The sequence below is a fragment of the Sphingomonas sp. BL-S-05 genome (assembly GCF_055521695.1).
In genome coordinates this window covers 1590415-1610936 of sequence record NZ_CM145499.1, presented here as the reverse complement: position 1 = coordinate 1610936, position 20522 = coordinate 1590415, and the positions used below count along the sequence as shown (strand labels likewise).

Annotated in this window: 16 protein-coding genes; 5 read left to right on the top strand and 11 right to left on the bottom strand. The window is 66.9% G+C overall.

Annotated features, from left to right (window positions below):
• Positions 1-32 precede the first annotated feature (32 nt).
• Positions 33-785: a prepilin peptidase gene (locus ACZ1JS_RS07375; RefSeq protein WP_465168368.1), complete on the top strand. Its 753-nt coding sequence runs from the start codon at positions 33-35 to the stop codon at positions 783-785.
• Here ACZ1JS_RS07375 and ACZ1JS_RS07370 read toward each other — a convergent pair.
• Positions 782-1369: a DUF1989 domain-containing protein gene (locus ACZ1JS_RS07370; RefSeq protein ID WP_465168367.1), complete on the bottom strand. Its 588-nt coding sequence runs from the start codon at positions 1367-1369 to the stop codon at positions 782-784. The two genes, ACZ1JS_RS07375 and ACZ1JS_RS07370, sit on opposite strands and share 4 nt — an antisense overlap.
• Positions 1366-2052 carry a guanitoxin biosynthesis heme-dependent pre-guanitoxin N-hydroxylase GntA gene (gntA, locus tag ACZ1JS_RS07365; protein WP_465168366.1) on the bottom strand — a complete coding sequence of 229 codons (687 nt, stop codon included), beginning with the start codon at positions 2050-2052 and terminating at the stop codon, positions 1366-1368. Before gntA ends, ACZ1JS_RS07370 begins: the two co-directional genes overlap by 4 nt.
• A 105-nt stretch (positions 2053-2157) precedes the next feature.
• Here gntA and ACZ1JS_RS07360 point away from each other — a divergent pair, with 105 nt between their 5' ends.
• Positions 2158-2619: a MarR family winged helix-turn-helix transcriptional regulator gene (locus ACZ1JS_RS07360; RefSeq protein WP_465168365.1), complete on the top strand. Its 462-nt coding sequence runs from the start codon at positions 2158-2160 to the stop codon at positions 2617-2619.
• Here the strand turns inward: ACZ1JS_RS07360 and ACZ1JS_RS07355 are convergent.
• A complete protein-coding gene (locus ACZ1JS_RS07355; protein WP_465168364.1) occupies positions 2613-3617 on the bottom strand; it encodes a YihY/virulence factor BrkB family protein in 1005 nt (334 codons plus the stop codon). The genes ACZ1JS_RS07360 and ACZ1JS_RS07355 overlap by 7 nt on opposite strands.
• Before the next feature lie 180 nt (positions 3618-3797).
• Between ACZ1JS_RS07355 and ACZ1JS_RS07350 the strand changes: the two genes are divergently transcribed.
• Both ACZ1JS_RS07350 and ACZ1JS_RS07345 read left to right on the top strand, forming a co-directional pair.
• On the top strand, positions 3798-5969 hold the full coding sequence (locus tag ACZ1JS_RS07350) for an autotransporter assembly complex protein TamA (RefSeq protein WP_465168652.1): 2172 nt from the start codon (positions 3798-3800) through the stop codon (positions 5967-5969).
• Positions 5969-10198 (top strand): translocation/assembly module TamB domain-containing protein, encoded by a 4230-nt coding sequence (locus tag ACZ1JS_RS07345; protein WP_465168363.1) that lies wholly within the window; start codon positions 5969-5971, stop codon positions 10196-10198. The genes ACZ1JS_RS07350 and ACZ1JS_RS07345 overlap by 1 nt, the downstream gene beginning before the upstream one ends.
• Before the next feature lie 377 nt (positions 10199-10575).
• Here ACZ1JS_RS07345 and ACZ1JS_RS07340 read toward each other — a convergent pair whose 3' ends face one another.
• Both ACZ1JS_RS07340 and ACZ1JS_RS07335 read right to left on the bottom strand, forming a co-directional pair.
• Positions 10576-11736 (bottom strand): endo-1,4-beta-xylanase, encoded by a 1161-nt coding sequence (locus ACZ1JS_RS07340; protein ID WP_465168362.1) that lies wholly within the window; start codon positions 11734-11736, stop codon positions 10576-10578.
• A complete protein-coding gene (locus tag ACZ1JS_RS07335) occupies positions 11733-12959 on the bottom strand; it encodes an MFS transporter (protein ID WP_465168651.1) in 1227 nt (408 codons plus the stop codon). The genes ACZ1JS_RS07340 and ACZ1JS_RS07335 overlap by 4 nt, the downstream gene beginning before the upstream one ends.
• A gap of 209 nt (positions 12960-13168) precedes the next feature.
• Between ACZ1JS_RS07335 and ACZ1JS_RS07330 the strand changes: the two genes are divergently transcribed.
• Positions 13169-15307 carry an alpha-glucuronidase family glycosyl hydrolase gene (locus tag ACZ1JS_RS07330; RefSeq protein ID WP_465168361.1) on the top strand — a complete coding sequence of 713 codons (2139 nt, stop codon included), beginning with the start codon at positions 13169-13171 and terminating at the stop codon, positions 15305-15307.
• Positions 15308-15490: 183 nt separating this feature from the next.
• On the opposite strand, the gene lexA is transcribed toward ACZ1JS_RS07330, so the two are convergent.
• From lexA to ACZ1JS_RS07300, 6 genes are all read right to left on the bottom strand, one after another.
• Complete coding sequence (gene lexA, locus ACZ1JS_RS07325) at positions 15491-16153, bottom strand: transcriptional repressor LexA (RefSeq protein ID WP_465168360.1); 663 nt, start codon at positions 16151-16153, stop codon at positions 15491-15493.
• Positions 16154-16206: 53 nt separating this feature from the next.
• Positions 16207-17385: a molybdopterin molybdotransferase MoeA gene (locus ACZ1JS_RS07320; RefSeq protein WP_465168359.1), complete on the bottom strand. Its 1179-nt coding sequence runs from the start codon at positions 17383-17385 to the stop codon at positions 16207-16209.
• A 263-nt stretch (positions 17386-17648) separates the two neighbouring features.
• On the bottom strand, positions 17649-18116 hold the full coding sequence (moaC, locus tag ACZ1JS_RS07315; protein ID WP_465168358.1) for a cyclic pyranopterin monophosphate synthase MoaC: 468 nt from the start codon (positions 18114-18116) through the stop codon (positions 17649-17651).
• On the bottom strand, positions 18113-18889 hold the full coding sequence (gene trpC / locus ACZ1JS_RS07310; RefSeq protein WP_465168357.1) for an indole-3-glycerol phosphate synthase TrpC: 777 nt from the start codon (positions 18887-18889) through the stop codon (positions 18113-18115). The genes moaC and trpC overlap by 4 nt, the downstream gene beginning before the upstream one ends.
• Positions 18886-19878: an anthranilate phosphoribosyltransferase gene (gene trpD / locus ACZ1JS_RS07305; RefSeq protein ID WP_465168356.1), complete on the bottom strand. Its 993-nt coding sequence runs from the start codon at positions 19876-19878 to the stop codon at positions 18886-18888. Before trpD ends, trpC begins: the two co-directional genes overlap by 4 nt.
• Positions 19875-20459 carry an anthranilate synthase component II gene (locus ACZ1JS_RS07300; protein ID WP_465168355.1) on the bottom strand — a complete coding sequence of 195 codons (585 nt, stop codon included), beginning with the start codon at positions 20457-20459 and terminating at the stop codon, positions 19875-19877. Before ACZ1JS_RS07300 ends, trpD begins: the two co-directional genes overlap by 4 nt.
• Positions 20460-20522: the final 63 nt, after the last annotated feature.

The window sequence follows — 20522 nt, the reverse complement described above, 5'->3', positions numbered from 1 at the left end:
CAAATGCCGGTGATTGCCGATAGGGGCTGGCAATGTTGTCCGCACTTCCCCCCATTGTCTGGCCCGTTCTGCTCGGCGTGCTGGGGGCGGTGTTCGGCAGCTTCATCGCGACGCTCGCCATCCGCTGGCCGCAGGGCCGGTCGGTCGCGGTCGGCCGGTCGGCGTGCGACGGGTGCGGCCGGACGTTGCGCGCAACCGAACTGTTGCCGGTGGCGAGCTTTGTCGCCCTGCGCGGGCGATGCAGCCGTTGCGGTACGCGGATCGCGCCGAGCCATGTCGTGACCGAACTGCTCGGCGCGGCGATCGGCGTCATTGCGGGTCTGGTCGCCCCCGGTTTCGACGGCGTGGCAGGCGCAGTGTGCGGCTGGTTGCTGCTCGCACTGGGCGCAGTCGATCTCGCCGCTTTCTGGCTGCCCGACCGCTTGACCCTTACCCTCGCCGTCGCCGCATTGGTCGGCGGCATGGCAGGGGCCGCACCCGACATGACCGACCGGCTGATGGGCGGGGCGGGGGGCTTTGTCATCCTTTGGCTGATCGCGGCACTGTATCGACGGATTCGCGGCCGGACCGGGTTGGGCGGCGGCGACCCGAAGCTGTTCGGTGCGATCGGCCTGTGGCTCGGCTGGCGGGCGCTGCCGGTCGTGTTGCTCGTCGCATCGCTGGCCGGGCTGGCGGTCGTGCTGGTGATGGCGGTCGCCGGCCGACGCCCTACCGCGACCGACCGCCTGCCGCTCGGCACGCTGCTCGCCGGTGCCGCCTTCCTCTGCTGGGCGCTATCCGCCTAGGCCGCCTCGACCCGATATTCGATCGGCTTGAAGCTTCCGCCATTCGATGCCGGCGCCGAACAGGCGGTCAGCCCGATCACCAAATCCATCGCCGCGCGAAAGGTGATCGAATCACCCGCCTTGCTGACCGGAGGCAGGACGCTCAGCTTCCCCGTCGCCCCATCGACCGGCACGTTCATGAAGCAGTTGAATGCCACCGGTATCCGGTCGGGCCGCACGCCATAGGGTTCGAGCGCCGCCGCCAGATTGCCGAAACAGCCACGATGCGGCGGCAGGTTCGGATAGAAATGATCGAACGTGTCGTAGGAACAGGGCGTCAGCAGGAAATCATGAATCCCGACCATGTCGTCGACGATCTCCAGCATGACCCGGCTGCGGTTGGAATAGAGTTTGTGCCCAGTCGTCAGCCGGATCGTCTCGGCATAATCGAGCGTCCGGCCCGATGAAATCACTTCGTCCAGATCGTCGGCATTGAACGCCAGCAGGTCGGCGACCTGACAGCCGCGCGGATCGACCACCACCAGCGTTTCGCCCTGTTGCAGTCTGAACGCCGTGCCCGAGCGTTCGGGAATGACGACGTTCACTTTGCCTCTCCCGAATAGTGGAACGGGCATGCCCAGCGGTCGTCGACCTGGCGACCGCTATATTGCCGCGCCTCGCTCGCCGCGCCGTGGCGCGCCAGCATCGGGTTGCGGCTGCCGGCCAGCGCCTCGTCGCGCACCAGGATCTTCTCGCGCATGGTCTCGTATTTGCCCTCGGCGCGCAGCCGCTCGAACTGGTCGTGCAGGTTGAACACCAGCGTCGGGCGGTCGAACCGTCGTGCCGGCCGGCTGGCGCGCGGGTGCAGGCCAACGATGAAGAACGCCTCGCCACCGAAACTCAGCGAGAAATGCGGGTTGTCGGGATCGGCGCTGACCCGGGCGTCATAATCCTGCCCACGCCACACATCCTTGTCGGACAGCGACTGGACACGTTGCCACAGCGCACGCTCGAACTGGGCTTCGCTCAGATCGCCCGGCCCGTCGAAGATCACCGCAAAGCTGCGATACATGGCGCGATCGCGCCGATAATTCTCGGCCAGCCGCATCAGCGAATCATGGATGCGGACATCGTCCCACGCGCTATCGATGCGGGAGCAGGCCAGCACGTCGAGCGTCCCCTTCGCCATCGCCGATTTCGCCCCGACGCAGGGGAAGGCGCGGTCATCGACATGCTCGAACAACATCGCCTGCAGGCGATCCTGCGCTTCGTGCTTCCAGTTGAACATATTTCGGAGGTCCCGACCCGGTTATTGGATGGAGAGTACGTTTCGCGCCTGACACCGGTTCCGCGACAGTTGACGAGTGGAGGCAGCGCGGCAACAATCCGGTCCGTGAACAAACGCCTGCTTCTCGACGACTTTCTGCCGTATCGGCTGTCCATCGCCTCGAATCGCGTGTCCGATGCGATCGCATCGACCTATCGCTCGTTGTTCGGGTTGCGTATTCCCGAATGGCGGCTGGTGACGGTGATCGCCGAAAGCGACGGGATTACCCAGCAATCGCTGTGCGTTGCGACCCGGATGGACAAGGTGACGGTCAGCCGCGGCGCCATTGCGCTGGTCGATCGCGGGCTGGTCGAACGCCGTGCCAATGCCGGCGATCAACGGTCGCACCTGTTGCAACTGACCCCGTCGGGCCGCGCACTGTACGAACAGGTCGCGCCAAAGGCGTTGCTGATCGAACAGGAATTGTTCGCGTCCTTCACGCCTAGCGAAATCGACGTCCTGCGCGACATGCTCGAACGGGTACAGATCGCCGCCGATGCCATGGAACGCCGGACGCTCGATCAGTAACGGTCGCGGCGCGGCTTGGCCTGATGCTTGGTGGGCAGCGTATCGGCCAGCCGAGCGCCGCGGCGGCCCATGGGTCGGGGATGGCCGACCGTCGAATCGATCGCGGTCTGGCGCTCGGCCTCCGCATTGATCTCGGCGCCGATCAGTATCGCGAAACTCGATACGAACAACCACATCAGCAGCACGACGACCGCGCCCAACGCGCCATAGGTCGCGTTGTAATCGGCGAAGTTGGCGGCATAGATGCCGAACAGGACGGTCGCCAGCAGCCATAGCAACGTCGCCGCAACCGACCCGACCGACAGCCACCGCCATTGCGCCCGCGCGCGATCGGGGCCGTAGCGATAGGCGAAGGCGATTGCCGCGCTGGCGATCCCGCCTGCGACCAGCCAGGTCGCGCCCTGAATCAAGATCGCGCCGGCGGTGCCGAGGAACTGGGTCTCGCTGCGGATCCACGTCAGCACGCCTGCCGAGACGATGCCGACCAGTGCCGCGATGATCGCGGCTACGGTAATCATCGCCGACAACAGGGTCGTCGTGATGATGCTGCGTTCGTCCTCCTCTTCGTAGATCACGTTCAGCGCCTGGATGATCGCGCTTGCTGCCCGCATCGCGCCATAGATCGACAACAGCAGCGCGACGGCAAGGCCAAGGCCGGCCTGCGACGATGCGGTGGTCACCACCGCGATCAGCTGGTCGGAGATCAGCCGGGCGGCATCGGCCGGCACCAGTTCGAAGATCGTCTGCATGTGCCGCGACACGGTCGACGGGTCGGCGACCAGGCCATAGGTCATGACGATCGCCCCCAGCAGCGGCACGAACGACAGGAACGCGTAGAAGGCGACCCCTGCCGCCATCAGCGTCAGATTATGATAGCCGACCATCGTATATACGCGGAACAGGATCGCGCGCCACGCCGGCCACGGATGGGCCCATGGATGGGTCGACTGGCTCCCCGGAATCGTTGCCGGATCGATCGGTGTCGCGGTGTCGGTCACGTTCTTCCCCTTCGCTGTCGCAACCAACGCGTCGCGCTTTGTTGGGATGCAGCGTAATTTCAATATGAACCAATTCTTCGATGCGGCGTTTCGTAAACCGCCGGGGATTGTGCGCTGCAATGCCCGGGACAAGGGGACGGGGACGGAACGTTGGGGGATTTTCGCGCGCGGACGATCTATATGTTGCTGGCGGGAACGATGACTGCCCCGACCGCGCTGGCCCAGACGACCCAGAACCCGCCACCGGTGGCGGCTCCCGCTACGCCGCAGGGTACGACCGCCGATGGCGCGATCGTCCCCGATCCCGAATTCGACGCGGCACTGCCGACGCTGTCGGGCGACATCAATGCGCCGCTCGAACCGATGTCCGGTTTCGATGCGCCGGCCGCGCCGACGCCGCAGTCCGCCAAGCCCCAGGCCGCCGCGCCCGCTCCCGCAACGGTGACGCCACCGGCCGCGCCCGCGACCGAGGCGTCGGTTCCGGCCGAAACCCTGCCCGATGCCGTCCTGCCCGAGGCACCCGAACTGGCCCAGCCGTTACCGCCGCTGTCGACGTTCGACGTGACCCCGGTCGAGGTCGCAGGCGTCGACGACGGCCGGGCGGTCGAAATCCGGTACGACACGGTCATCCGCGGCCTCGACGAGATCGACGGCACCGCGCAGTTCAAGGCGCTGTCGTCGCTGCAGGAGGGGAAGGGCAAGGCCGCGAACGCGACGATGGTACAGGCGCGCGCCCGCGAGGACGAACAGCTTGCAGTCCGCATCATGCGGGCCAAGGGCTATTATGACGGCACCGCGACCTCGGCGATCGAAAACCCGCCGGGCCAACGCATCCGCGCCGTCGTCACCGCCATTCCGGGGAAGCAATTCACCCTCGGGTCGATCCGCGTGGATACGCAGCCGACCGTGCCGCCCAACCTCGTCCAGCGCGAATTGCCGCTGAAGGTCGGCGATCCGGTCGATGCCGAACGCATCCAGGCGGCCGAGGCGAATGTCAGCCTGAAGCTGCCACAACAAGGCTATCCCTTTGTCGAGGTCGGACAGCGCGATATCCTGCTCGACGACACCGCCTATACCGGCGCCTACACCCTGCCGGTGACCACGGGGCCGCGTTCGTCGTTCGGCACCTATTCGACCACCGGCAAGCTGGCGTTCGATGCCGAGCACGTCGGCGTGCTCGCCCGGTTCGAACAGGGCGAACTCTACGACAATCGCAAGGTCGACGATCTGCGCGCCGCGCTGGTGTCGACGGGTCTGTTCTCCAGCGTCTCGGTCGAGCCGCAGCGGACCGGCCAGCTTGCGCCCGACGGCACCGAATATGTGAACCTGCTGGTGCGGCAGGATGCCGGCCCGGCGCGGACACTGGCGGGGGAGGCGGGCTATGGCACCGGGCAGGGCATCCGCCTCGAAGGGTCATGGACCCATCGCAACCTGTTCCCGCCCGAAGGCGCGCTGATCGTGCGCGGTGTCGCGGGTACGCAAGAACAGGGCGCGGGCGTCACCTTCCGCCGCTCGAACGCCGGTCGCCGCGACCGCACGTTCCAGATCCTCGCCAATGCCAGCCGCACCAATTACGACGCGTTCGAGGCGTTCACCGGCACGCTCGGCATCCGCTGGTCCTATGATTCGACGCCGATCTGGCAGAAGCGCTTCACCTATGCCTATGGCGCCGAACTGATCGGCACCAACGAGGACACCTACGACTTCGAGGTCGGCGCGCGCCGTCGCAAGACCTATGGTATCGCCGCGCTGCCGCTGTTCGCCGGGTTCGACACCTCGGACAATCTGCTCAACCCGACCAAGGGCTTCCGCCTGAAACTGAACGTCAGCCCCGAAGCATCGGTGCAGGGCGCCGCGCGGCCCTATGGCCGGTTCATGGTCGAGGGCACCGGCTATTACCCGATCGGCGAGAGCATCGTCATCGCCGGCCGCGCCCGCGCCGGATCGATCCAGGGCATCGCCCGCGACGACCTCGCCCCATCGCGGCGTTATTACGCCGGCGGCGGCGGGTCGGTGCGTGGTTTCGGCTTCCAGGAACTCGGACCCCGCACGCCCGAGGTTGACGAGGACGGCAACAACCTGAACCGCCCGATCGGCGGCCGCAGCCTTAACGAATTCGCGATCGAGGCGCGCTACCGCTTCGGCAATTTCGGGATCGTGCCGTTCCTCGACGCCGGGCAGGTCTATGAATCGAGCCTGCCCAAGGGCTCGGACCTGCGCTTCGGCGCCGGCATCGGCGGCCGTTTCTACACCAATTTCGGGCCGCTGCGCGTCGATGTCGCCACGCCGATCGCCCGGCGGCCAGGGGAATCGAAGATCGCGCTCTACATCTCGATCGGGCAGGCTTTCTGATGACCGACGCCGAACTGCCCGCCGCCGACACCGTCATCGTCCGCGACCGCCCGCTCTTGCTCCGCATCCTGAAATGGATCGGCATCGCGATCGTCGCGCTGCTGCTGCTGGTCGTCGCGCTCGTGTTCGCCTTGAACACCGGCCCCGGTCGCGGCTTCCTCGTCAGCAAGCTCGACGGCTACACCACCGCTTCCGGCCTCAAGGTCAATATCGGCCGGATCGACGGATCGCTCTACGGTGCGATGACGATCCGCGACCTGCGACTGAGCGACACGCGCGGGGTCTTCGCCGATTCGCCCGCCATTGCGCTCGACTGGCGGCCCTTCGCCTTCGCCAACGGCCATGTCGATATCCGCAGCCTGACCAGCCCGCTGGTCCGCTATGCCCGCAATCCGGTGCTGAAGGACACGCCGCCCGGCGATCCCAACGCGCCGCTGCTCCCCGATTACGATATCGACGTGAACCGCCTGCGCGTCGACCGAATCGAGGTCGGCCAGGCCGTCACCGGCCAGCGCCATATCGCCCGCCTCGACGGCGAAGTGCACATTGCCGACCGCCGGGCGCAGGTGACCGCCAATGCCGCGACCATCGCCGCACCGGGTGTGGCCGGCGGCGACAGCGTCGCGCTGAAACTTGACGCCGTCCCCGACGACAACCGCTTCGACATCGACGCCCGCATCCTCGGTCCGGCGAACGGCATGATCGCCGGCATGGCCGGCCTGACCGCACCGATCGCCGCGACGATCGACGGGCAGGGCGACTGGAACAATTGGCGCGGGCGCCTGGCCGGGACGCTCGGCGGGCAGCAGCTTGCCGATCTGGCGGTGACCGGGCGCGATGGCCGCTTCACCGTGCGCGGTTCGACCCGCCCGGGGCTGATCCTGCAGGGGCCGGTCGAACGGCTGACCGCGCCGCGCCTCGACGTCGCGATCGACGCGGCGCTGGCGGATCGCAAGGCCGACACCCGCATCCAGCTTCGCTCCAGCGCGCTCGCGGTCAACGCCGCCGGCCTGCTCGATCTCGGCAACAGCCGTTTCGGCAATTTCCGCACCGAAGCGATGCTCCTCACTCCCGGCGCGATCCTCCCCAACCTCAACGGCCGCTCGGTCCGTGCCGCCGTCGTCCTCGATGGCGGCTTCGGCACCCCGACCGTCGATTACAAGGTACAGGCCGCCGCGCTTGGCTTTGGCGAGACCGTGGTCGAGCAACTTTATGCCGAGGGTCGCGCGACCGTCGATGCCGACCGGATCCTGATCCCGATCGCCGCCAAGGCGCGCCGCATCACCGGTCTCAACGCCGCGGTCGGCGGGCTGGTCACCAACGTCGCGATCAATGGCGACCTCGCCATTTCGGGCGATCAGGTGCTGTCCGACAATCTGCGCATCCGTTCCGACCGGATCGATGCGACCGCGATCGTCGCCGCCAACCTGACCACCGGCCGCTATACCGGGGCGATCAAGGGGCGAATCAACGACTATGAGGTCGCCAGCATCGGCATCCTCAACCTGTCGACCGACGCCAGCCTCTATGCCGCGCCGAATGGCGGCTTCGGCATCAAGGGCCGCGTCGTGGCCCAGACCACGCGCCTCTTCAACGAAGGCGTCCGCAACTTCCTCGGCGGCAATGTCTCGACCACCCGCGTCGATGTCGGCGTCGCCCCGGACGGGATCATCACCTTCTCCAACCTGCGGATGAACGCACCGCAGTTCCGCATCACCAACGGGTCGGGTCGCTACGACCCGGCCGGGCCGTTGCTGGTCAATGCCGATGCCTATTCGACGCAATACGGCCCGCTGTCGGCGCGGGTGACCGGATCGGTTGCCGCGCCGCAGGTGCTGTTGCGCGCGGCCCGCCCGGGCGTCGGCGTCGGCCTCGTCAATCTCGAAGCGCGGGTGCGCGGGCAGGGCGATCGCTATGCGATCCAGGCGACCGGCGGCACGAACTACGGCCCGTTCCGCGCCGATGTGCTGGTGTCGACCGCACCGCGCCTCGTCGCCGAAATCCGTTCCGCCACCTTTGCCGGCGTCAATATCGACGGCCGGATCGAGGCGACGAATGCGGGACCATTTGCCGGTCGCATCAACTTCGCCGGATCGGGCATCGCCGGCATCGCCCGCCTGTCGGCACAGGGCCGCTATCAGCGCGCCGATGTGAATGCACAGGCATCGAACGCCGCGATCCCTGGCAATATGGGCATTCGCATCGGCCGCGCGATCGTCACCGCCACCGCCGTGTTGTACGACCAGCCCGAAATCGTCGCCGATGCGCAGGTCGCCAACCTGTCGATGGGCGACTTCCTGCTCGAACGCAGCCGTGCCAAGGTCAATTATCGCGGCGGCAACGGCACGGCGCAGTTGTTGGCCGAAGGATCGTCGGGCGTCCCGTTCCGTGTCGCCGCCAATGCGCGCCTGCGTCCGAACGACTATCTGGTCGCGTTGCAGGGCGTCGCCAATTCGATCCCGTTCAAGACGGTCAATCCCGCGCGGATCGTATCGGCACCCGGCGGTTATCGCCTCTACCCGACGCGCATTGATTTCGCGCAAGGGTCGATCCGTGCGGCCGGCGTCTATGGCAACGGCATGTCGATCCAGACGCGGCTCGACCGGCTCGACCTGAGCATCATCAATGCCTTCATGCCCGGCACCGGCATCGGCGGCACCGCGACCGGCAGCCTCGATTTCGCGCAGGCCGCCGATCAGAGCTTCCCGCGCGCCGATGCCCGGCTGACGATCCGCAATTTCCAGCGGACCAGCCTCGCCTCGGTCTCCGAACCGGTCGATATCGTGTTCGCCGGCGACCTGCGGCCCGAGGGGGGCAGCGGTCGCGCGCTGATCCGGCGCGGTACGACCACGGTCGGACGGATGGTCGCCAACTTACGGCCGTTGCCCCCGGGCAGCGGTTCGTGGGTCACGCGGATGCTGGCGGCTCCGCTGTCGGGCGGCATTCGTTATAACGGGCCGGCGGGTGTGCTGTTCTCCTTTGCGGGGATCGCCGACCAGCAGTTGAGCGGACCGATCGGCATCGCCGCCGACTTTGGCGGCCGGGTGCAGGCGCCGCAGCTGACCGGTGTCGTCCGCGCCAACAACCTGACCTATGAGAATGAGACGCTGGGCACCCGGCTGACCAACCTCGGCATCAACGGTCGCTTCACCAACGACCGGTTCGAACTGACCCAACTGCGCGCCCGGGCCGGGGACGGCACGATCGCGGCGCAGGGCACGGTCGGGCTGGCGTCGAACAGCGGTTTCCCGATCGATATCCGTGCGCAGCTTCGCGACGCGCAACTGGCGCGGAGCGATGCGCTCGGGGCATCGGCGACCGGCGATATCCGCATCCAGAACGGTGCCGATGGCGGGCTGATCTCGGGCGACCTCACCATTCCCGAGGCGCGCTATCAGATCATTCGCCAGGGCGCGGCCGAAGTCCCCGAACTGACCGGCGTCCGGCGCAAGAGCGACGCCAACCGTCCCGCCGCCACCCGTCCGCAGCAGCAGCAGGCCGCATCGGCCGGGCTGTTCCGCCTCGCGCTGCGCGTCCGTGCCGACAACCGGCTCTACGTGTCGGGCATGGGGCTGGAATCGGAATGGGAGGCCGATCTGCGCATCGGCGGCACCTCCGCCGCGCCGACGATCAACGGCCAGTTGCAGCTGGTGCGCGGCACCTATTCCTTCGCGGGCAAGCGGTTCGAGGTCGAACGCGGCATCATCCGTTTCGAAGGGGAGAATTACACCAACCCGGTCATCGACATCGTCGCAAGCACGACTGCCGAAGGAATCACCGCGTCGATCAACGTCAGTGGCACGGCGCAGGCGCCGCAGATCGCGTTCAACTCGACCCCGGCGCTGGCGCAGGACGAGGTGCTGTCGCGGCTGTTGTTCGGCAGCTCGGTCACCAACCTGTCGGCGACCGAGGCGATCCAGCTGGCCGCCGCGCTCAACTCGCTGCGCGGGTCGGGCGGGGGCGGGCTCAACCCGCTCGGCAAGCTCCGCTCGGCGACCGGTTTCGACCGGCTGCGCGTGCTGGGCGGAGACGAGGCGACCGGCCGCGGCACCTCGCTCGCCGCGGGAAAATATTTGACCGACGACATATATATCGAGATCATCACCGACGCCCGCGGCTTCACCGCCACGCAGATCCAGATCGCCCTGACCCGCACGCTCAGCGTGCTGTCGCAGACGGGATCGTTCGGCGGATCGAACGCCTCGGTGCGCTACAGCCGGGATTATTGAGGAAGGACCGGGGTGCTTCGGCGCCCCGGTCTGGTCGTACCGAATCTATCCAGGCCGGATCGACATTCTGATAAGCCCTGCCTCCCCTCGCCCCTCGTAGAGGGGAGAGAGTTGCGCAGACTTGGTCTTTGCGTAGCAAAGGCTTAGTCGGAGCTGGGCGAGGGGTGAAGCGCTCGCGTCAGCGCGCGCGCGAGCCTTCGGCTCGCTCGACCCCTCTTGCAAGCTGCGCTAGCCAGCAGGCTGGCAAGCTCCGCTAACCCTCTTCCCTGCCCAGGGGAGAGGGAAGAATGGCGACCCTTGAATGTCGATCCGCCCTAGTTCACCGAAGATCGATCGCTTACAGGACCGCGCTTACCGAACCATCGCTCGCACCGCTCCTATCGCCCCGGAGCAGCCCGCTCCACGCCCCCGGCCAGCGCTGCCAGCATCGCGCCGCGCAACGGCTTCGCCCTGAAATCGACATCGTAGGGACAGCCGCGCGCGATCACCCCGTCGGTGCGCGGTTCGAACCCGCGCAGCCAGCTATACCGGTCGCTCATGCCCCAGGCGAGCACGTCGCCCAGTTGCGGATAGGACAGCATGATGTCGAGATAGGCGCGCGCGAAGTCGGCCACGCCCATGTCGCGCGGGGCGATCGTCGCCGGCAGTCCCTTGTCGCGCACGTCGAACTCGGTGATGACCAGCCGGTATCCCATGCCTGTCACCCGGTCGAGGAACGCGCGCCATTCGGGTTCCAGCCGCTTCGCGACCGCGCCGGCATCGGTCGTCGGCTTGAACAGGCCGATATGCGACTGGACGCCCAGCGCATCGACCGGCGTGCCGCGGCGACGAAACTCCTCCAGCAGCGCGAGCACCCCGGCGCGGTGCTTCGCGTTACCGTCTTCCCAGCTCATATAGTCGTTATAGACCAGTTCGGCATGCGGTGCCGCCGCCCGCGCGGTGCGGAACGCATGGTCCAGCACGACCGCCGTGCCGCCCATCGCGCGCGACAGCGATGTTTCGCGCAAGCCCCCCGTATCGGGATCGACCGCTTCGTTGACGACGTCATAGCTTTCGATCTTGCGGCCATAGCGTTTGGTGACGGTATCGATATGCTGGTCGAGGATGCGAGCGGCTTCGACCGCGGGCCGCTGGCCGAAATCATGATTGTTCAGCCATGCCGGAAACCATTTCGAATAGGCCCAGAGCAGCGTGTGTCCCCGCAGCGCGAAGCCATTGGTCGTCGCCCATTCGACCATCGGATCGAAGCGACTGAAATCGAACCGGTCGGCGGCGGGGCGGATCGCCTGCCACTTCATCTGGTTTTCGGGGACCAGCACGTCGCAGTCACGCTTGAGCAACGCGGCATAGGCCGGGTTGGCGAAGGATCCGGCATCGGCACCCGGCGGGCTCCAGGCGAAGGCCGATCCGAAGCGACGGCCCTTGCTGGCGGCGGCGGCCTTCAGCGTATCGGTAGGCGTGTCTGCCGCGCGTACCGTCGTGGCGGCGAGGAGGGCGGCGCTACCCGCAAGCATGTTGCGACGATCGATCATGGTCATGCGACGGCCTTTCCATCGACGGGGGTGTAGTTGGGTACGATCAGGTGGATGACCGCGACCGCGAGCAGATAGGCGCAGGCGGCAACGATGAAGATCGGTTGATAGCTGCCGACGGTTTCGAGGATCGCTCCGGCGAACTTCGCCATCAGCATGCCGCCGACCGCGCCGGCCAGCCCGCCAATGCCGACCACCGACCCCGCCATCCAGCGCGGGAACAGGTCGCCGGGCAGTGCATAGAGATTGGCCGAGAAGCCCTGATGCCCGGCACAGGCCAGCCCGATCAGCCCGACCGCGACCCACATGCTCGGCGCGTAGACTGCGCCGGCGATCGGCACGGCGCACAGCGCGGCGCAGAACATGGCGGTCTTGCGTCCCCGTCCGATCGACATGCCGCCCCCGATCAGCCGGGTGCTGAGCCATCCGCCCGCCACCGATCCGACATCGGCGAGCAGATAGACCGCGATCAGCGGCGGGCCGAATTCCTTCATCGACAGGTTGAACGACTTCGCAAAGAAGTCGGGCAGCCAGAACAGGAACGTCCACCAGATCGGATCGATCAGGAACCGTCCGGCGATGTAGGCCCAGGTCTGGCGGATGCGGAACATGCGCGCCCAGGGGACGTGGCGCTGCGGTTCGACCGGATCGGCCTCGATCCATGCCAGTTCCTCGGCCGACAATGACGCCTTTTCGCGCGGCCGACGATAGAATGCGAACCACGCCGCCAGCCAGACGATCGACAGCGCGCCCGTGACGAAGAACGCCGCCCGCCAGCCAAGGTCCAGCGTCACAACGATAAATGGCACCAGCAACGGCGTCAGCAACGCCCCGACATTCGACCCCGCGTTGAATATCCCAATCGCAAACGCCCGCTCCCGCTTAGGAAACCATTCGTTGGTCGCGGCGATCGCGGCGGGGAAGGTGCCGGCCTCGCCCGCCGCCAACGGCATCCGCGCGAGGATCATGCCGCTGGTCGAGGTGAATGCGGTATGGAGGACATGGCCGAACGTCCACACGATCATCGCCAGCGCATAGCCGGCCTTCGCACCGATCCGGTCGACGATGCGACCCGCGACGACATAGGCGAGGCCGTAGGCGAGCTGGAAATAGAAGGCGAGATCGGCATAGCCGGTTTCCGACCAGCCATATTGCTGCGCCAGATCGGGCTTCAGCACTGCGAGCACCAGCCGGTCGACATAGGATAGCACGACCGCGAAGAACAACATCGCGCAGACGATCCATCGTACCCGCCCTGCCGGCTTGGCCAAGGGTGGCAAGGAACTGGCCGCAACTGCGGACGCACCCGCGCGATCGGGGGGATTCAGGGTCATGCGCTCTCCGATTCCACGCTCTTGGACGTGGTAGCGCTACCATGGTCGGCATGTTATGCTCGTGTCAACGCCGTCGGTCAGACGGGACGCAAAGAGGATGCCGGATGCTGAAATGGTTGGGGTGGATCATGCTGGTCGGCGCGCTATGGGCCGCCCCCGCACGCGCCGAGGATGGGTATGACCTTTGGCTGCGATACCGGCCGTTGCCAGCGGCGCAGGTGAACGCCGTTGCTGCCCGGGCGACATCGGTAGTGCGTGACGAAGCGGATCCGACGATCGAACTGGCGGCGGCGGAGCTTGCTCGGGGAATGAGCGGCCTTATCGGCCGTGCGGTTGCTACGGGGAACGTAGCAAATGGAGCCATCGTAATCGGCACGGTCAGGTCTGCGCGGATCGCGGCGTTACGGTTGCCGTTGGCGGACCTCGGCGACGAGGGGTTCGTGGTGCGGTCGGCGACGGTCGATGGAAAGCCGGTGACGGTAATAGCGGCGAACCGGCCGATCGGCGTGTTATATGGTGCGTTCCGGTTGCTCCGTATCGCCCAGACCGGCGGTTCGATCGACAAGCTGTCGGTGGTGGATCGGCCGAAGCTTGGGCTGCGGATACTCAACCATTGGGACAATCTGGATCGTTATGTCGAGCGCGGCTATGCCGGGCGGTCGCTTTGGGATTGGCAGAAGCTGCCGGGCTTTTCCGATCCGCGTTATACCGACTATGCCCGCGCCAATGCGTCGGTCGGCATCAACGGCACGGTGCTGAACAACGTCAATGCCAGCGCCGATATCCTGAAGCCCGAATTTATGGGCAAGATCGAGAAGCTGGCCGGCATTTTTCGGCCTTGGGGGATCAAGGTCTATGTGTCGGCCCGGTTCTCGGCGCCGATCGAGATCGGGGGGCTGAAGACCGCCGATCCGCTCGACCCGCAGGTCGCGGCATGGTGGAAGGCAAAGGCCGACGAAATCTATGCCCGCATTCCCGATTTCGGCGGGTTCCTGGTCAAGGCCAATTCGGAGGGGCAGCCGGGACCGGGCGATTACAAGCGCAGTCATGCCGATGGCGCCAACATGTTGGCCCGCGCGCTTAAGCCGCATGGCGGGATCGTGATGTGGCGGGCGTTCGTCTACGCCAACGACAAGCCCGAGGATCGGGTGCGACAGGCCTATAGCGAGTTCGAGCCGCTCGACGGCAAGTTCGCCGACAATGTGATCGTGCAGGTCAAGAACGGTCCGATCGACTTCCAGCCGCGCGAACCCTTCCATCCGCTGTTCGGGGCGATGCCGCGCACGCCGCTGATGATGGAAGTGCAGATCACCAAGGAATATATGGGGTTCGCCACGCACCTCGTCTATCTCGGGACCCTGTGGCAGGAGGTGCTGCGCAGCGACACCTATCGTCCGCGCAAGGGTACCACGGTCGCCAACGTGCTCGACACGCCGGTACGGCCGGGCGCGCTGACGGGAATGGCGGGGGTGTCGAACATCGGCACCGATCGCAACTGGTCGGGATCGCAATTCGATCAGGCGAACTGGTATGCGTTCGGGCGGCTGGCCTGGAACCCGGACGGCGATGCGCGCGAGATCGCGCGCGACTGGGCGGCGATGACATGGGGGCAGGCGGCGGCCGAGCCGATCGTCGCGATGATGATGCGGTCGCACGAGGCAGTCGTCGATTACATGATGCCGCTGGGCCTCAATCACCTGTTCGCGACCGGTCACCATTACGGGCCGGGGCCGTGGGTCGACGATCTGGCACGGGAGGACTGGAACCCGGTCTATTTCCACAAGGCCGACCGGAACGGCATCGGGTTCGACCGGACGCCGTCGGGCAGCAACGCCGCCGCGCAATATGCGCCGGTGCTGGCCAAGAAGTTCAGCGATCCCAAGTCAGTGCCTGAAAATCTGCTGCTGTGGTTCCATCGCGTCTCATGGGACCGGCGAATGGGGTCGGGGCGGACGCTATGGGAGGAGCTGGTCGCGCATTACGACCGGGGCGTGGCCGAGGTTGCAGCGATGCAGGCGCAGTGGGCCGCAATGGAGGGGAAGGTCGATGCGGAGCGCTTTGCCGAGGTCAGCCAGTTCCTCGCGATTCAGCGGCAGGAGGCGCAGTGGTGGCGTGATGCGTGCATCGCCTATTTCGCCGAGGTATCGGGCCGTCCGATCCCGGCCGGGGTAACGCCGCCGCCGCATCCGGCCAGCTATTACAAGGCGATACGGACTCCATGGGCGCCGGGTAACGGCAAATAACGGTGAGGCCCCGCCCGGTTGGAGAAGCCGGGCGGGGCGCCAAAGTTCACTAAGTTCACACTTGCGCGCGGTGCGTTTGCAATCGCGACTGAATCTTAACAGGCGGTTTGTAGGGGTTAGATCGCTCTCACCCTTCCACGGCGTTGCCGCTCCCTTCCTCGCCGCCGGGGAAGGGAATGGAGGTTAGTAGCGGCGGAGAAGGCCGGCGAGCTTGCCCTGTACGCGCACCTGTTCGGGGCGATAGCGCTGCGGGTCGTAGCTGCGGTTGGCGGGGTCGAGACGGATCATCGCGCCTTCGCGGCGAAAATATTTGAGCGTCGCCTCGCTATCCTCGATCAGCGCCACGACAATCTCGCCGTCGCGGGCGGTTTCGGTCCGGCGGACGAGCGCATAGTCGCCGTCGAGAATGCCGGCCTCGACCATCGAGTCCCCGGCAACCTCAAGCGCATAGTGATCGCCGGCACCAAGCAGCGCGGCGGGGACGGGCAGCGTCGCCTGTCCCTCGATCGCTTCGATCGGGACACCGGCGGCGATGCGGCCGTGCAGCGGCAGTTCGATGACGTCGTTCGCAGGCTGGGGCGTGGGGCGGGGGGCGGCGGCAGGCTTGGCCGCCGCCTTCTTGGCGACCGGCCGCTCGGGCATCCGCAACACTTCGAGCGCGCGGGCGCGATTGGGCAGACGGCGAATAAATTCGCGTTCCTCCAGCGCCGAGATCAGGCGGTGGACACCCGATTTGGACTTCAGGTCGAGCGCTTCCTTCATCTCCTCGAACGAAGGAGATACGCCGGTCGCGCGCAACCGGTCATCGATGAAGCAGATCAGCTCGTGCTGCTTACGCGTCAGCATGGGGTCCTCCGTCGGAACAGACGTGGAACCAATAGGAAACGATTTGCTTGCCGTCAAGCGAGTTGCAGGATTTCCGCCGAGTCGCCCGCATCGGCCGCCGGGGCGTGCGGCGCGCGGACGATCAGGCAATCGGAACGCGCCAGGGTCCGTAGCATCGAGCTGTCCTGGATGGCGGCGGTCGATGCCTGTCCGTCGACCAGCGTCGCCCGGAGATAGTCCTGTCGCGGGCCGTTGGCGGGGAGGGGGTGGGCCAGTGTCGCGCGAACGGTGCGGGGCAACGGATCGGTCGCGCCGGCAAGGCGTGCGACCAGCGGGCGGACGAACAGCAAGGCGGTGATGTACGACGATACGGGGTTGCCAGGCAGTCCGAGTACCGCCGCCTGCCCGAGCGTTCCCGCCAGCATCGGCTTGCCCGGACGCAGCGCGATCCGCCAGAAATCGAGGGTCCCGCCCGCCGCCGCCAGTGCCGGGCGGACCAGATCATGTTCGCCGACCGAGGCGCCGCCGGTGGTGACGAGCAGATCGCAGTCGACGTTCGTAAAGGCGTCGACCAAGGCGTCCATCCGGTCGGGCAGGATGCCGAGGTCGATACGATCGACCGGCAGGTCGCCGAGCAGACCGGCGAGCATCAGGCCGTTAGTTTCGGGGAGTTGGTCGTCGCGGATCGCCTGTCCGGCGGGAACGAGTTCGTCGCCGGTCGCGGCGATGGCGACGCGGACGCGGCGACCGACGGAAAGGCTGCCATGGCCGGCGATCGCGGCCAGTGCCGCGCGGGCGGGAGTGATGCGCTCGCCGGCCGCGATCAGTAAATCGCCCTCGCGGAAGTCGAGCCCCGCGCGACGGACATTGCCGCCACGGACGGGGCCTTCCCCCGACAGGTGCAGGCGGTCGCCGTCGCGCGTCGCTTCCTCCTGTACCAGCACGCAATCGGTGCCGGTCGGCATTGCCGCGCCGGTGAAGATGCGAGTGGCTTGTCCTTCGCCGACGACACCGGGAAAGGCGGCACCGGCGGCGCTTTCGCCGATGACGTCGAATGGTCCAGGCAGGTCGTCGAAGCGGATCGCATAACCATCCATGGCCGATAGCGGACGTGCGGGCTGGGTACGGCGGGCGACGACGTCGGCGGCGGCGAAGCGACCGATCGCGTCGGCGATGGGCGTGGTTTCGGCAAGCGGGGCGCGGCCGAGCGCAAGGACGCGGGACTGGGCTTCGGCGACGGGGAGGAGGCTCATGGGTGGGCCTTTTCAGAGGGGGCGCGTAGGCGATTTCTTCATCGGGGACTGTATCGAAGCTACTATGGAAGCCGCAAATCTATCCACAAAACTAGCCGTACCCCGGCGAAGGCCGGGGTCCAGTTGGGAAGGGTTTGCGTAGGTTACTCACGTCCCCCAACTAGACCCCGGCCTTCGCCGGGGTACGGTTTGGCTTTGGCTCCGTCCCGCATTTTCAAAGAGGTTTGGGGCGACCCAGGGTGACAAGGGGCTTCCGCGATGGATCAACCGCGCAGCCAGTCGCCCGACTTGCCGCCCTGTTTCTCAAGCAGGCACACACCCTCGATCACCATCGCCTTGTCGATCGCCTTGGCCATGTCGTAGATGGTGAGCAATGCGGTGGAAGCAGCTGTCAATGCTTCCATTTCCACGCCGGTCTTGCCTTCGGTCGCGGCAATTGCGCCGACACGGATCGCGTCGTCCTCGAACGCGAAGTCGATCGATGCCTTGGTCAGCGGCAGCGGGTGGCAGAGCGGGATCAGGTCGCTGGTCCGCTTTGCGGCCATGATGCCGGCGACACGCGCGACGGCGAGCACGTCGCCCTTCTTGACCAGGCCGTCGCGGATGGCGGCCAGGGCTTCGGCCGACATAGTGATGCGGCCGGTGGCGACGGCAATGCGTTGGGTAACCGCCTTGCCGCCGACATCGACCATATGCGCGCTGCCATCGGCATCGAGATGGGTAAGGCTCATCCGATCATCGCCCGCGTTGCCGCCTCGACATCATGATGCCGCATCAGCGCCTCGCCGATCAGGAAGCAGCGGACGCCGTGTTCGGCCATCGCGTCGAGATCGGCGCGGGTGCTCAGGCCGCTTTCGGCGACGAAGGTACAGCCGGCCGGGGCATGGCCGACCAGTTCATAGGTGCGATCAAAGCTGACCGAGAAGTCTTTGAGATTACGATTGTTCACGCCGATCAGCCGCGAGCGGAGCATGAGCGCGCGATCGAGTTCGGCGCGGTCGTGGACCTCGACCAGCACGTCCATGCCGCGTTCGATCGCCGCCGCCTCGATCTCCGCCATCTGCGTATCGGACAGCGCGGCGACGATGATGAGGATCGCGTCGGCCCCCAGCGACCGTGCCTCTGCGACCTGCCATGGATCGACGTTGAAGTCCTTGCGGAGCACCGGCAGGTCGCACGCCGCGCGGGCAGCGAGCAGATAGTCGTCGCTGCCCTGAAAATACTGGACGTCGGTCAGCACCGACAGGCAGGCGGCGCTCCCCGCCTGATAGGCGCGGGCATGGGCCGGCGGGTCGAAATCGGGACGGATCAGCCCTTTGGACGGGCTGGCCTTCTTGATCTCGGCGATCAGCGCATGGCCGGGTTTCGCGTCGAGCGCGGCGCGGAAGCCGCGCGGAGCGCTGCGTTCGGTCGCGCGGGCGTCGAGATCGGCGATGCTCGCGCGGGCGCTCCGCTCGGCGACCTCGGCGCGTTTCGTGGCGAGGATGGTGTCGAGCATCGTCATGCGTAGGCGATCCATTGGTCGAGCAGGCGGTCGGCGGCGCCGGAGTCGATGGTGTCGGCGGCGCGCTCCGCCCCGTCGTGCAGATCGGTTGCGGCGTCGGCAACGAGGAGGGCGGCGGCGGCATTGAGCAGGACCGCGTCGCGATACGGTCCGCGTTCCCCCTTGAGCAGCGCGCGCAGGGCGGCGGCGTTATGCGCCGCATCGCCGCCGCGGATCGCGCTGATCGGATGGCGGGGCAGGCCGGCATCCTCGGGAACGATGCGGTCGGCCATGGTCATGCCGACGGGAACGACGATGGTCGGGCCGGCACCGGAGATTTCGTCGAGCCCTTCCTCCCCCGACACGATCAGCGCGGTTTCGGCGCCGAGCAGTTCCATCGCCTCGGCATAGACGGTGGCATAATCGGGGCGGGCGATGCCGATCAGCTGGCGGGTGGTGCGCGCCGGATTGGCGAGCGGCCCCATCAGGTTGAAGATCGTGCGGCGGCCGATGCGGCGGCGGATCGGGGTGATGCGACGCATCGCCGGATGGTGATTGGCGGCGAAGAGGAACGCGATGCCGATGTCGTGCAGGCTCGATTCGGCCATTGCTCCGGCGACGACCATGTCGAGGCCGAGCGCCTCGAGCGTGTCGGCGGCGCCCGCCTTGCTGCTGGCGGCACGGTTGCCATGCTTGGCGACGGGGACGCCCGATGCGGCGACGACGAGGCTGACGGCGGTCGAGACGTTGAGCGTGTGATGCCCGTCGCCACCGGTACCGCAGACGTCGATGGCACCGGGGACCGGCGCGATCGGGATCATGCGTGCGCGTAGTGCGCGCGCCGCCTCGGCAATCTCGATGCTGGTCTCGCCGCGGATGGCGAGGTCGGTGAGGAAGGTGGCGATGGCATCGTCGCCGACGGTGCCGTCGAGGATCGCGGCAAAGGCTTCGGCCGCGCTCTCGTGGCTAAGCGGGGTCGATGGATCGGGGAGCAGGGTCGTGACGGTCATGCCGGCATCGTCGCAGGCAGGCCCGCGTCCTTCAGGAAATTGGCGAGCATGGCGTGGCCATGTTCGGTGGCGATGCTTTCGGGGTGGAACTGCACGCCGTGGATCGGCAGGTCGCGGTGACGGAAACCCATGACGCTGCCGTCGGACGCGGTGGCGTTGACGGTCAGGCAGTCGGGAATGTCGGTGACGATCAGCGAGTGATAGCGGGTGGCCGTGAAGGGCGAGGGCAACCCTTCGAACAGGCCGGTACCGTCATGCTCGATCGGCGAGGTCTTGCCGTGCATCAGCCCGCCGCGCACGACCTTTCCGCCAAAATGCTGGCCGATCGCCTGATGGCCGAGGCAGACGCCGAGCAGCGGGCGCCGGGTTTCGGCGCAGGCGGCGACGAGGTCGAGCGAGATGCCCGCCTCGGTCGGGGTGCAGGGGCCGGGCGAGATTAGGAAGCCCTGCGCATTGCTGGCGACCGCCTGAGCGGCGGTCATCGCGTCGTTGCGTTCGACGCGAACCTCGACGCCCAGCTCCATCAGATAATGGACGAGGTTCCAGGTGAAGCTGTCGTAATTGTCGATGACGAGGATCATGGCACCGCCATAGCGCGTCGTGGGCGGTGTGCAACGCTCCGAACGTGTCGGCCGTTCAGCCTG

What these genes read in the sequence shown, in the direction of transcription:
- ACZ1JS_RS07375 (WP_465168368.1), top strand. Translation starts at nt 33, where the DNA reads ATGTTGTCCGCACTTCCCCCCATTGTCTGGCCCGTTCTGCTCGGCGTG.
- gntA (WP_465168366.1), bottom strand. Translation starts at nt 2,052, where the DNA reads ATGTTCAACTGGAAGCACGAAGCGCAGGATCGCCTGCAGGCGATGTTG.
- ACZ1JS_RS07350 (WP_465168652.1), top strand. Translation starts at nt 3,798, where the DNA reads ATGTTGCTGGCGGGAACGATGACTGCCCCGACCGCGCTGGCCCAGACG.
- ACZ1JS_RS07345 (WP_465168363.1), top strand. Translation starts at nt 5,969, where the DNA reads ATGACCGACGCCGAACTGCCCGCCGCCGACACCGTCATCGTCCGCGAC.
- ACZ1JS_RS07340 (WP_465168362.1), bottom strand. Translation starts at nt 11,736, where the DNA reads ATGACCATGATCGATCGTCGCAACATGCTTGCGGGTAGCGCCGCCCTC.
- ACZ1JS_RS07335 (WP_465168651.1), bottom strand. Translation starts at nt 12,959, where the DNA reads ATGTTGTTCTTCGCGGTCGTGCTATCCTATGTCGACCGGCTGGTGCTC.
- ACZ1JS_RS07330 (WP_465168361.1), top strand. Translation starts at nt 13,169, where the DNA reads ATGCTGAAATGGTTGGGGTGGATCATGCTGGTCGGCGCGCTATGGGCC.
- lexA (WP_465168360.1), bottom strand. Translation starts at nt 16,153, where the DNA reads ATGCTGACGCGTAAGCAGCACGAGCTGATCTGCTTCATCGATGACCGG.
- ACZ1JS_RS07320 (WP_465168359.1), bottom strand. Translation starts at nt 17,385, where the DNA reads ATGAGCCTCCTCCCCGTCGCCGAAGCCCAGTCCCGCGTCCTTGCGCTC.
- moaC (WP_465168358.1), bottom strand. Translation starts at nt 18,116, where the DNA reads ATGAGCCTTACCCATCTCGATGCCGATGGCAGCGCGCATATGGTCGAT.
- trpC (WP_465168357.1), bottom strand. Translation starts at nt 18,889, where the DNA reads ATGACGATGCTCGACACCATCCTCGCCACGAAACGCGCCGAGGTCGCC.
- trpD (WP_465168356.1), bottom strand. Translation starts at nt 19,878, where the DNA reads ATGACCGTCACGACCCTGCTCCCCGATCCATCGACCCCGCTTAGCCAC.
- ACZ1JS_RS07300 (WP_465168355.1), bottom strand. Translation starts at nt 20,459, where the DNA reads ATGATCCTCGTCATCGACAATTACGACAGCTTCACCTGGAACCTCGTC.